Origin of the sequence: Luteibacter sp. 621 (assembly GCF_050435445.1) — a bacterium.
In the GTDB taxonomy this organism is placed as follows: domain Bacteria; phylum Pseudomonadota; class Gammaproteobacteria; order Xanthomonadales; family Rhodanobacteraceae; genus Luteibacter.
On sequence record NZ_JBNDKI010000001.1, the window covers coordinates 200497 to 212638 of the forward strand.

Annotated in this window: 10 protein-coding genes; 3 read left to right on the forward strand and 7 right to left on the reverse strand. The window is 62.1% G+C overall.

Annotated elements, in window-relative coordinates:
* Positions 1 to 82 precede the first annotated feature (82 nt).
* Genes ABIE56_RS00945 through ABIE56_RS00955 form a run of 3 tightly spaced genes read right to left on the reverse strand, consistent with a single transcriptional unit; the run spans position 83 to position 1986 of the window.
* A complete protein-coding gene (locus ABIE56_RS00945) occupies positions 83 to 850 on the reverse strand; it encodes an anti-sigma factor family protein (RefSeq protein WP_429241956.1) in 768 nt (255 codons plus the stop codon).
* Positions 840 to 1394, reverse strand: coding sequence for a sigma-70 family RNA polymerase sigma factor (locus tag ABIE56_RS00950; protein WP_429241957.1), 555 nt, complete (start codon positions 1392 to 1394; stop codon positions 840 to 842). The genes ABIE56_RS00945 and ABIE56_RS00950 overlap by 11 nt, the downstream gene beginning before the upstream one ends.
* A gap of 19 nt (positions 1395 to 1413) precedes the next feature.
* Positions 1414 to 1986, reverse strand: a complete 573-nt coding sequence (locus tag ABIE56_RS00955) for a cytochrome b (protein WP_429241958.1) — start codon at positions 1984 to 1986, stop codon at positions 1414 to 1416.
* A 346-nt stretch (positions 1987 to 2332) separates the two neighbouring features.
* Here ABIE56_RS00955 and ABIE56_RS00960 point away from each other — a divergent pair, with 346 nt between their 5' ends.
* Both ABIE56_RS00960 and ABIE56_RS00965 read left to right on the forward strand, forming a co-directional pair.
* Positions 2333 to 5392: a TonB-dependent receptor gene (locus ABIE56_RS00960; protein WP_429241959.1), complete on the forward strand. Its 3060-nt coding sequence runs from the start codon at positions 2333 to 2335 to the stop codon at positions 5390 to 5392.
* A 298-nt stretch (positions 5393 to 5690) separates the two neighbouring features.
* Positions 5691 to 6428 carry a hypothetical protein gene (locus ABIE56_RS00965; protein ID WP_429241960.1) on the forward strand — a complete coding sequence of 246 codons (738 nt, stop codon included), beginning with the start codon at positions 5691 to 5693 and terminating at the stop codon, positions 6426 to 6428.
* Positions 6429 to 6433: 5 nt separating this feature from the next.
* Here the strand turns inward: ABIE56_RS00965 and ABIE56_RS00970 are convergent, their stop codons facing one another.
* The 4 genes from ABIE56_RS00970 to ABIE56_RS00985 form a co-directional block, all read right to left on the reverse strand.
* Positions 6434 to 7873: a cytochrome c gene (locus ABIE56_RS00970; protein WP_429241961.1), complete on the reverse strand. Its 1440-nt coding sequence runs from the start codon at positions 7871 to 7873 to the stop codon at positions 6434 to 6436.
* Entirely contained in the window at positions 7873 to 9459 is a 1587-nt protein-coding gene (locus tag ABIE56_RS00975) for a GMC family oxidoreductase (protein WP_429241962.1), read from the reverse strand. The genes ABIE56_RS00970 and ABIE56_RS00975 overlap by 1 nt, the downstream gene beginning before the upstream one ends.
* Before the next feature lie 19 nt (positions 9460 to 9478).
* Positions 9479 to 10063 carry a sugar dehydrogenase complex small subunit gene (locus tag ABIE56_RS00980; protein WP_429241963.1) on the reverse strand — a complete coding sequence of 195 codons (585 nt, stop codon included), beginning with the start codon at positions 10061 to 10063 and terminating at the stop codon, positions 9479 to 9481.
* 104 nt (positions 10064 to 10167) lie between these two features.
* Positions 10168 to 11193: a LacI family DNA-binding transcriptional regulator gene (locus ABIE56_RS00985; protein WP_429241964.1), complete on the reverse strand. Its 1026-nt coding sequence runs from the start codon at positions 11191 to 11193 to the stop codon at positions 10168 to 10170.
* A gap of 149 nt (positions 11194 to 11342) precedes the next feature.
* Between ABIE56_RS00985 and ABIE56_RS00990 the strand changes: the two genes are divergently transcribed.
* Positions 11343 to 12140: a hypothetical protein gene (locus tag ABIE56_RS00990; RefSeq protein WP_429241965.1), complete on the forward strand. Its 798-nt coding sequence runs from the start codon at positions 11343 to 11345 to the stop codon at positions 12138 to 12140.
* Positions 12141 to 12142: the final 2 nt, after the last annotated feature.

Below are 12142 nucleotides of genomic sequence, written 5' to 3' on the forward strand. Positions count from 1 at the left end.
CACATCCATCAAACTCCCGCCGTCTGGTTTAGACAAACTCTAGCCGATCCTCCGACGCAAGGAGTTGCGAGCCTCGCATGCCCTAGTCGCCACGCCCGGAGGCGTTCAAAAGATCCCTGAACCGCGTCAGTTCCGCCTCGTCCATATCTGAAACGATCGCTGCGGCCTGCCCACCAACGGATGCCCCCTCCAACACGTAGCCTTGCCGACGAACAGGAATACCGCTCGTGGAAGGCGCCGCCGGCAGCACGAACACATCGATCAGATGTTTTCCGTGCCGGTAGACGAGGACGGGAACGCGCTCCGTGCCCACATAGTCGATGCGCCCACCGATCAGGGCGTATCCCTGCTCGGTATAGTCGCGCACGGTAGGCGATACCGCGATTTTCCCTGCAAACCATGGTTTCACCGTGTGCTGATCGGTCGAGACCACGTCGATGGGTGAAGCCGCGGCCAGCGAGCGCCAGTGACTGGCGAACAGGTCGCGGGTCAACTGGGTTTCCTCGCCGCCGGAACCCGAACCATGGTTCCATGCGGCTAGTGTGATTCCCCCGGCGACGAAGGCCAACACCCAGGAAGCGGCGAGCGCCATCCATGTTGAGCGTGGCCGAGGCAAACGCGTCACTACGGGGGCCGTTGCGGCATTCTCGATGCGAGATCGAAGCGCTTCCGGCGCCCTGTGGCGCGCGGCATCATTACGCAGCGCCTGCCGCACCGTATCGAGTTCGACTAGCGCATTGCGGCACGCTGCACACGCATCCAGATGCGCTTCGAAGTCGCGGCTGGTCGCCCGGTCAAGCTCACCATCGAAGTACAGCGGCAACAGGTCGCTCGCGGTCTTACAGTCCATGGGGGGCCTCCGTCGTGCCGTCGCCTGTCAATGCCTTGTGCAGTAGCGCTCGTCCCCGTGCAAGGCGGGACATAACTGTGCCGATGGGTGTTTCAAGCACATCGGCGATCTCGCGATACGAGAGCTCCTCGAGTTCGCGCAGCACGATCACCTCACGGTAAACCACGGGCAGCTTCTGCAACTGTGCGTCGATCTGTTGCGTGCGCTTTGAGCTGTCGAGGTTCTCCTCGATCTCTTCGGCACCGGTATGCGGAAGCCAGCGCTCGGCGGCCGCCGGGTCGTCATCAATGGCAACATTCCGGGTGTCCTTGTTGCGCAGGGCCAGCCGTGCGAGGCAGCAATTGCGCACGATCGCCAGCCACCATGCCCGCGCGTTGCCGCCGGCATAGGTATCGCAAGCGCGTGCCGCGCGCAGGTAGGCATCGTGCACGGCATCCGCTGCATCCTGCTCGCTACCCAGCAGCCACCGGCCCAGGTTATAGGCAGCATCCAGGTGGCGTAGCGCCAGTTCATCCACAACGGTTCGGCTACGGGTCGACATCATGGCGGCGGCTGATGACCGGTCATACCCGCAACATACGCTGGATTACGCTATCCCGGTCGAAGAACCGGTGCTTGAGCGCGGCACCGATGTGCCCGACGACGAGGATACAAAGGACCCAGACCAGCGAGACGTGCAGGGTATCGGTGAGCAGGCGCAGTGGTTCGTCCTTGCCGATCAACACCGGCAGGTTGCCGAGCCCAAAAAAGCTCACGTCGTGGCCGCCCGCAATGCGGTGCAAGTACCCGGTGACCGGCACGAGCAGCATCAGCGAATACAAAATCCAATGCAGCGTGTGGGCCATGCCGCGCTGCCAGGTGGGAATGCTGGAAGGCAAGGCTGGCGGCTTGTGCGTGCTACGCCAGAACAGGCGAAACACGGCGAGAAGGAAGATCAAGGTGCCAAACGACGCATGGTAGAAAAGCACCTCGTCGTGGCCTGGGGCCTTCTTCGGGAAGGTCTCCATGAAGAAGCCAAGTGCGACGTTGAGGAAGATCAGGAGCGCGATCGACCAGTGCATGGCGATGGCGACCTTGGTGTACGTAGCGGGCCGTGTGGTGGACACGGCGTTTAACGCCTGGGCTGGCATGGACATGGCTGTTGCCTCGGTTCGCGGCACCGGGTTGGTCCCGCCGCAATCCAAGATCTTTCGTAGGTCCTTTTTATTCCCGCAAAGACCTGGAACGCGAAATTACTACTGCTACTTCATACCCTTACGTGAAATCGCAAGTACTTGCGATGTCTATAGGTGCCGGACATAGGAAAAAACCTGATAGACACGATTACGCACGCAATCTTAACGTCGGCGAAAGGTAGCGACGGGTAGCGCTGCTTTCGTGCGACGTTGATCGAAAGATCGTGTGGCACGCATTGCGAAAATTTGTGCGGGCATTCTTTGACCGCATGCTACGGCCGCAAGGCCATCTGGGGAGACAAATTTAATGTCACGCAACCAAGCACAGGCGCAGATGCTGCGTCGGTCTACGCTGGCGCTCGCCCTCGCGGCAGGCCTGGGACTTACGGGGGGCGTACACGCCCAGGCCACCACGGGCGCTATTGCTGGTACGGTCCAGCCAGGCAGCGTCACTACGGTGCAGGTCACCGGCAGCACCGGCTTCAGCCGCGAAGTACCGGTCGATGCGCAGGGTCGCTACACCATCAGCAACCTGCCGCTCGGCGCTTACACAGTGAATGCGAAGAACAACGGTGCCGTCGTTGATTCGCGCAAGAACGTCAACATCAAGGTCGGTGGCAGCACCGATGTGTCATTCACCACCGCCGCCACCGCCGCCAATGCGCAGGCCCTGGAGTCGGTCACCGTCTCCGCCAATGCGCTCCCGCCGATCGATACCTCGCAGGTCGACTCGCGCACCGTCGTTACCTCCGAAACCCTCGCCCGCCTGCCGCTGGGCCGTAACGCCGAGGCCATCGCGCTGCTCGCGCCGGGCGCCGTGCCGGGCTCCAGCACGCTGGGCAATGGCCGCTACCGCACCGTCTCGTTCGGTGGTTCGGGCGCTTCTGAGAACGCCTACTACATCAACGGCTACAACACGACCGACCCGTACAAGTCGCTCGGCGGTGTTGGCCTGCCCTACGGCGCGATCGACCAGCAGGAAGTCTATACCGGCGGTTATTCGGCAAAATACGGCCGCTCCGACGGTGGCGTGATTTCGCAGGTCGGTAAGCGCGGCACCAATGAGTGGCACTTTGGTGCGCAGGTGCTGTGGGAGCCGCGTTTCGCCGCCTCCTCGCTGGGCACGGAGTACTACGGTACCCGCGCACTCCCGGCAGGCTACGGCTACCAGGATGAGAGCAAGGTCGGCACGCCGTACCGCGATTACAAGGACAACACCAAGTGGACCACGACGTACAGCGCGTATGTCGGCGGCCCGCTGATCAAGGACAAGCTGTTCTTCTTCGTTGCCGCGGAAGCGGAAAAGTCCGAAGGTGACAGCACCTCCTCGGTTGAAGCAAACCCGGTGGCGACCAACCACTACAAGTACAACCTGCCGAAGTATTACGCCAAGCTCGATTGGAACATCAACGATTCCAACATCCTCGAGCTCACCGGCATCCACTCGACCGATGAACAGCGTGGCGTCTACACTGGCTACGACTACGACACCCGCTCGCACACCGGCCTGACCGGCGCCGATGCCAACACGTCGAAGATCACCTCGAAGTTCGCGATCGCCAAGTACACCTCGTACATCACCGATGACCTGACCCTGTCGGCGACGTACGCAAAGGGCTGGACCGACGATTACCTGGCCAACCCGACCCCGAACATCGATAGCCAGCCGTACATCAACTTCCCGGAAAACCAGAACCCGGCGCTCAACGGTGGCACCCCGATCACCAACCTGAACCCGTCCAACCAGACGCAGGATCCGAGCGCGGGCAGCCGTACCCACGGTCTCCGCATCGATCTCGACTGGCAGGTCGGCGACCACCACCTGGCTGGTGGTATCGATAACATGCACTACCGCGGCCTCGACGAAGGTATCGCCACGAGCGGCCCCGGTTACTACTGGCAGTACGGCCACTCCGCACACCCGGACCAGCCGATCAGCGGCGCCCTGGGCGCAGGCGCACCCGGTGGCGATGGCTACTACGTCAGCCAGCGCATTTTCTCGTCGGTCACCAACATGTCGCTTGACCAGCGCGCCCAGTACCTCGAGGACCGCTGGCAGGTCACGGACAAGGTGCTGGTGAGCGTCGGTATCCGTAACGACGGTTTCAAGAACTTCAACGACAAGAACAAGCCCTACGTGAACAACCAGGCGCAGTGGGCTCCGCGCCTTGGCGCCACCTGGGACGTGTTCGGCGACTCCAGCCTGAAGATCTACGGCAACCTCGGTCGCTACTACCTGGCGCTGCCGAACAACGTGGCCGTGCGTGGTGCTTCGCCCTCGACGCTCACCTACGAGTACTTCAACTACACCGGCATCGACCAATACGGCCGCCCGACCGGCCTGACCTCGCTCAGCGCCAATGGCCCGGCCTCGCCCGATGGCGAGTACGGCCAGCCGGTCGACGCGCAGGCGGTTGCCGCACGCGACCTGAAGAGCCAGTACCAGGATGAAGCCATCTTCGGCTTCGACAAGCAGCTCGGCTCGGCCTGGGTCACGGGCGCCAAGGTCACGGTGCGCAAGCTCCGCACCGCGATCGATGACGTTTGCGACACCGGCAAGATCGCCGACAAGATGGTACGCGAAGGCCTGGATCCGGATTCGGTGAACATCCCGGGCTGCGTTATCTTCAACCCGGGTTCGACCAACACGTTCAGCCTCGCCAACCTCGATGGCAGCGGCCGCACCGACGTGAAGATGAACCAGGAGGACTGGGGCTTCTCGCAGAAGGCCAAGCGCGCTTACTACGCCCTCGATCTCTACCTTGACCATCCGTACGACGGCAAGTGGCAGGGTCGCATCGACTACACGTTCTCGCGCTCGTACGGCAACACCGAAGGCCAGACCAAGTCGGATATCGGCCAGACCGATATCTCGAAGACCCAGGACTGGGATTCGGCCGAGCTGATGCGTTCCGCCAACGGCCTGCTGTCGAACGACCGCACCCACCAGCTGAAGGCTTACGGCTCGTACTCGCTCACCGATGAGTGGATGGTGTCCGGCAACCTGCGCCTGGCCTCCGGTTCGCCGAAGGAGTGCCTGGGTTACGAGGATGCCCTGGCCGATCCGGATCCGATCGGTTATGGCTCGTCGTACCACAACTGCAACGGGAAGCCGTCGCCCCCGGGCGTCAAGCGTAACCCTTGGTTCAAGCAGCTCGACCTCGCGGTCACGTACCGCCCGGCGATCTTCGATGGCAAGGCGTCGTTTGGCCTGCAGGTGTTCAACGTGAGCAATGAGCGTAAGCCACTCAACAGCTTCGCGACGTATGAATCCGATACGCCGCTGACTGTGTTGAACAACTACGACCTCGGCCAGTTCTACCAGCAGCCGCGCTACGCCCGCCTCACGGCGACGTACGACTTCTGATAGCCACTTGTCCCGGCCGGCGCCCTAGCCTGGGCGCCGGACCGAACTCAAGAACAATTTCCCCTTGGACAGGGGTAAGCAAACTCCCCTCGCCACCAGGATACTGGTGGCGTTTTTTTTTCGAACGCTGGCATGCTCGTGGAAGGCTCCGATTTATCGTGCGATGGGTGTGCCCGCGCACAGGACATCGACCAACACGGAGCACATTCGGAAAACCCCTACGCAGGGACGAGGGCATCGCCCTTGATGAGACGGTTTAGCATTGCCAGACCGCGCTGCGTATGGAGAACACGCACTCATGATTACCGTAACCAAAGAAGGTGCTGAAACCAGCCGGCACCGTTCGACGAACGTGGAGGTTGTCTTACCCGATGGTCCCTCCGATCATCGCCACATGGAAAACCGAATCAGTCATGTAGAAGCGGGCCTCAAGCACGTCACTCAACGCCTCGATGAAGTCAGCGACGACGTCCGTGATATCAGGCAGCGGGTTGACGGCCTGGCATCGGGCTTGACCACGTTGAATGGCAAGGTGGACAGCCTGAAACAGGTCGTGGATACCCGGATAGGTGCCTTCGAGCGCCATATGACCACTGAACTGGCGCACACACGCGAGGTCTTCCATACGAAGCTTACTGCTGTGGATGCATCCCATTGCGGAAAGTTCGATTCCGTGGATACAAGGTTCGATTCCGTGGATACCAGGTTCGACGCCATGGATGCGAGATTCGATGCAATGGATGCAAAGTTTTCCGCCGCGCTCCATGCGATGGATGCAAAGTTTTCCGCGGCGTTCGATGCAATGGATACAAAGTTTTCCAGGGCACTTGATGCGGCGGACGCAAAGTCATCTGCAAAATTCGACCACATCGTCCAGCTTCTGGAACGCCACCCTACAAAGGTCCAGCTCTTGGTGACCGCTGGTGCCTTTCTTTCCGTTGTGCTCGCCGCCGTTCTCGCATTTACTGAAGCACTCCTTCGCGCAGCGAACCACCCGCTGTCCGCCGATGTCATCAAAGCCATCCGTGGCGACTGACCAGCCTACCGGCGACGCCTCGCAGTCGTGGCAGCCCTGCGGCGAATCATCGCGGCGAGAAGCCACAGCACCAGAGCGGCAACCACCACGCCGCCGAGCATCAGGTAGGGCGTAAGCCGCAGCAGCAGCGGCTTCGAGCCGCCCGAGCGCATGTCGGCTACGATATTCGCGCTTACGTTAACGTCGGGGTTACCGAAATGCTGCTCCACGTAGGTCGCCACGGCCGCCACCTGCGCGTCGGTCAGGTCACGCCCGAACGCGGGCATCGCCACGTGCGCATCGGCACCTTTGCGGTCAATACCGTGAAGGATCGCCATCACCAGGTTATCCGGGGCCGACATACCCACGGCACGGTTATGGCTGAGCGACGGGAAGTATTGGTCTTGTGTGCCTAGCCCGTCGGGTTGGTGGCAGCTGGCGCAGGCCCCTGCGTACAGGGTTGCGCCATCGGCGGTGGTGGCCAGGCGCAGGGCCTCTGGATCGGCGGCACCATCGGGGCGCACCGGCTCGCGCTCGCCCAGGGGCGGCAAGGCGGCGGCGCCGGCGTACTCAAACGCAGCCTTCGTATCGTTCGGATCGCGAATCGGCTTCACGGTCTTCAGGTACGCCGCCATCGCGTGCAGGTCTTCATCGGAAAGGTGGCTCAGGCTCTGCTCCACTGCCTCAGCCATGCCGCCTCCTGCCTGCCCCTTGCCCTTCACGTGGCCGGTCTTCAGGTACGTGGCCAGCTCATCCTCGGACCATGCGCCGATGCCGCTCACCGAATCGGAGGTGATGTTGGGCGCAATCCAGCCATCAATCTTCGCACCGGCGAGGTAAGCGTGGCTGTCTTCGGCCATCAGGAACGTGCGCGGTGAATGGCACGAACTGCAGTGGCCAAGGGTATCGACGAGGTAATGGCCGCGCTTCACCCGCTCATCTTCGTTGCCCGCGGCGGGATGGATGCCATCACCTAGGTAGAGGAGATTCCAGCCAGCCATGGTCCAGCGCATACTGTAAGGGAACGGTAGCTTCGTTTCGGGGACGACGTTGTCATCCGCCTTCACGCCCTGCATGAAGTAGGCATACAGCGCATGCATATCCTCATCGGACATCCCCGCGTACGCCGTGTATGGCATGGCCGGGTACAGGTGCTGGCCCTTCGCATTGATGCCCTTGCGCAGCGCAACGGCAAACTGCTGCTCGGTATAACCGCCAATACCATGCCCGTCCGACGGCGTGATGTTGGATGCATAGATATTGCCCATGGGCGAACCGATGGCCCGGCCACCGGCATATGGGTGGGACGGGTTCGAGGTGTGGCAGGCGGCACAGTCACCGGCCGTGGCCACGACCTTGCCCCGTGCGACCAGATCGCTGTCCTGGGCGTGTGCGCCGAGGGACAGCGCACCCGCCAGGGCCACCGCCGCACGGCCCAGCCAGTGTGACGTGAGGTTCGCTCGCATCAGATTTCCTTGTTGATCGTGTCGGCAATGCGGATCGACAGCGCCACGCCCGTGAGCGTGGGGTTGATCACGCCCGAGGCGGGAATGACGCCGGTGGTGGCGAGGAACAGGTTTTCGTGGTCGTGGGTACGGCAATCGCCGTTCACCACGGAGGTCTTCGGATCGCTGCCCATGATCACGGTGCCCATGATGTGGTCGCGGTTCTGCCAACCCGATTCGTCTTCGATCACCTCGGCGTTGAAGATCTTCGCGAAGCGGGCGTAATCCTTCTTCGCGACCTCCTTGCCGGCCTTCACGTAGTCGTCGACGTCGTAGTGGACGCTGAGCATGGGTATGCCGAGAGCATCCTTCTTAGTGCTTGGCGTCACGCGGTTGCCCGGGTTAGGCAACATCTCGAACACGGTGCCCACGTCGATCCAGCGGGCGGCATCGTGACGGATCCGCTCGTCCAGTTCGGGGCCGATGACGCCCTGCTTCAGCAGGCGCTCGGTGATAGTGCGGTTGGGCACGGCGTTCGACATCGAGTGCTTCACAGCAGAATGCTGCTTGCGGAAATCGCCATCACGCCAGTTGAAGATGCCACCCTGCTGCACGGCGCCCCGTCCCGGCCACAGCGGTTCGTCACCGATCATCAGCAGGCCGATGCCCGTATGGTCCATGAGGTTGCGGCCGACCTGATCGGACGAGTTCGCCACATCGGAGATCAGCAGCAGCTTGGGCGTTTCCAAGCCATGCGCGGCCACCACGAAGTAGCGGGCCGCGAGGCGCACATCGGTGCCATCCGGTTTGCGGTAGTGCACCGCGACGATCTTGTTGCCTGCACCCTTCTCCAGCTTGTACGCCGTCGCTTCGGTGACCAGCTTCGCGCCGGCATTCTCGGCGTGCGTGGCGTGCATGTCGCCGCTGTACATGGCCCCAATGGGGCACACCGGCATGCAGTTGTTGTTACCGCAGCAGGCGGGCCGGCCGTCGTAGGGCCGGGTGACGCGCCCGTTGGGCTCGTGGATGTAGTGATAGCCCTCAGGCGCCAGGCGCTTCACCAACTGCTGGTTCATGTAGGTGGTGGCGTCCGGCGGTAGCGGGTACGGCTGCGAGCGCGGCGGCCAGGCCTTTCCGCCCTGCCCGCTCTGGTCTTCCTCGCCGTTACCGGCCACACCCAGCGCTTCTTCCGCGCGCTGGTAGTAAGGCTCCAGCGTGTCGTACTCGATCGGCCAGTCGCGGCCCACGCCGTACAGCGTCTTCAACTTCATATCGTTGGGCAGGTAGCGCCAGCACGCCGCCGCCCAATGCCACGTCGTGCCACCCACAAGCTTCAACATGCCCGGGCGGAAGTTGAACGACCCGGTGTTTTCCAGATACTCAGGATCGTACGAGGTGTGCGCCCAGGGCTCGTTCGGGTAGGGATCGTTGAAGTTCGCCTTGCGCGATGACGTGCGGAAGTTTTCCAGGATCTTCCAGCGCGGGATACGCGAGCCCGCCTCGAGCAGGATGACGGAACGGCCCTGCTTCGCGAGTTCGTACGCTGCATTGCTGCCAAGCGCGCCCGAGCCGATAACGACCACATCGGCGTCGTATTGGGTAGTCATGGTGGTGTCCTTGCGCGGCTCAGTCGGTCGCGATGCTGGCGGGCGCGGCGGCCCAGTAATCCGTACCTGCGCGGGCGTACGTGGGAATCACGGTCACATCACGGGTGGGCTCGAACATGAGAGCACCGGTGTACGTGATGAACTGCGTGTCGTCTTTTACGGCCAGCCCAACGGGGGTACCGGTGTAACCGAGGTACCAGCCGCTGACGATGCTGACCGCAAGGGCTTTCATTTCCGGATTCGTATCGACGGAAGAGCCCTTGAACCGATGCATGTCGCTAATACCGGCAGCATCCATGGCCTGGATCAGCCGCGAAACGTTTGCGCCGAACGTGCGATCGCCCTGCGCGAGCGCGGCAAACAAGCGAGCGGAGATGTCAGGTGGCAAGTGCTCGCGCCCGGTAAGGCGCTGGCCAAGGCGGAGAAAGGCATCGAGCTGAGCGGGGCTGGCCTGGGCGGGCGATTCGGCGTACGCCATGCGGGCCCAGGGGAGCAATGCGCCAGCGGCAGCAACGAGGCCGGCGGAGATCAGAACACGGCGACGCGCCGGATTTTCAGGCAAAGCGTCGCCGCCCACCGCCTGTGTCACAGGGGGGTTCGACATGGATAAGGCTTCCTTTTGCGACGGCTGAGAAGCGGGAGAACCCTTCGATTATGAACAGCCGTTCTGAGGTAAAACCCTCAACCCGTGAGATTGATGGTTTTCCATCAAATCACTTCGGGCAGGTTTTCCCGCATGATGATGCTGGTGGGCTGCAATATCGGCGAAGGTGCCGCGGCGCGGCCAAAGCGAGCCAGGACATGCTGAAGCGCTCGCGCAGCCTGGCCCGCCAGGTTCTGGTCCAGTACCGCATCCATATGGCCCAGTTCGAGCAGGCGCCGATTGCTATCGGTCAGGTCGTGGCCGATGAAAATCACATCGTCCGGTTTGGTTTCCGCAACCAGCACATCGGCCACACCTTCGTCACCCACCGATGTGTTGTAGATACCGCGCAGGCCGGGAACGGCGTGCAGCACATCGCGGGTGATGTCGGCTGTGCTCGTGGGGTCTTCACGGCTATCACCCCGGGCAATAATCCGCACGTTGGGAAAATGCTCGCGTAGAACCTGCAGGAAACCCCGCTCTCGCTGCTCGTGACTGCGAAAGTGGTGGTAACCCTTGATGATGAGAATCGGCCCGCCCTGAGGACCGAGAAAGCGGCCCATCAGTTCACCCGCCAACCTGCCGGCAGCTTCGGTATCGGTGCCCACGTAGGCCAGGCGCCCACTGGCCGGAATATCCGAGGCCAGGGTTATCACCGGGCAGCGCGCACTGACGCGGCGTACGGCGGCTCGCACCAACGGATGGTCGTGGGTGGTGAGCACGAGGGCATCGGCCCCGGCGGCGAGGCGCTCGATCTGCTCGGCAATTTCCGCCGGCAGGATGCTTTCGAAGGTGTGCACGGCACTGCGCACCTTGAGCTGGCGCATGGCCATCTCGTGATCGCCGAACCGCCGGGCCAGCTCCTTATAGAAGTGAATGGTCGGCGATTGCATCAGGATTGGCACGTTGAGCCAGCGAGCCGGCGGGGTTTCGATCACCCGGTTGAGCTTAAGCCGCTTGGCAGCCTCAAGCACACGCGATTGTGCCCGCTCACTCACGCCACCCCTTCCATTGAGAACCCGATCAACCGTCGCCGGGCTCACGCGGGCAGCGGCGGCGAGGTCGATGATGCGGGTTTTGAGCTTTGGCATGGCACTGGAATTTGATGCAGTGCAGCAATTCTAGCACCTTGCGGTTGAAATGCCTTTCACGCGCCTGTCTTGGACGACCAGGCCTGCCGTTCTGGTAGGCGATCGCCTACGCGTCGGCGCGGGCACTTCCTAGGGAACAAGGCCCTAGCATGGACTCGCCGGACAACACATCGAGAGACTTCATGACTGCACGATCTCGACCCACCCCTACCCCAACATACGATCGAGGAAACCGAATCGGCGTTGCCTACACCGGAAAGGCATCCGATCAGATCCCTATGGAAGCCCGAGTCACACTCCTTGAAAGCACCCTTGAGTACGTTCGCCGCGATCTCGATGACGTTCGGGGCGACATACGCGAGATCAAACACCGCGTTGGCGCTATCGAATGCGCCATCGTGGATCTGAGTGGAACGCTTCGCGCCATGTATGTGATACACGGCGCCCGCATCGATGGCCTGCAAGCGAATGCGGCCCAGAAAATCGATGGTGTTGAGGAAAGGCTCACCGCCCGGATCGATAGCGTCGAGGAAAAACTCACCGCCCGGATCGATGGCGTCGAAGAGAAACTCACCGCCCGGATCGACGGCGTCGAGGAAAAACTCACCGCCCGGATCGATGGTGTCGAGCAGAGACTTTCCGACAAAATTGATGGAGTCAGAGACTGCCTTCAGGCAAGCCTCAATGCGAGGATTGACGGCGTTCGCGACAGCCTCCAGGCTGACTTCTCGGCACGGTTCGACGGATTTCAGCAACTCATCACCGCCAGGTTCGATAGCATGGAACAGCGGTTCGCACGCTATCCCACCAAGCTGCAGTTGTCGCTCTGGATTACCGGCGGCATAACCGCCGCCCTTGCAGCCACGCTTTCCTTTATTGCTCTTCTGTTACGCATGACCGGACATGGTGATCTCGCCGACGCCGTCGATATCGTCGGCGGAAACTAGGC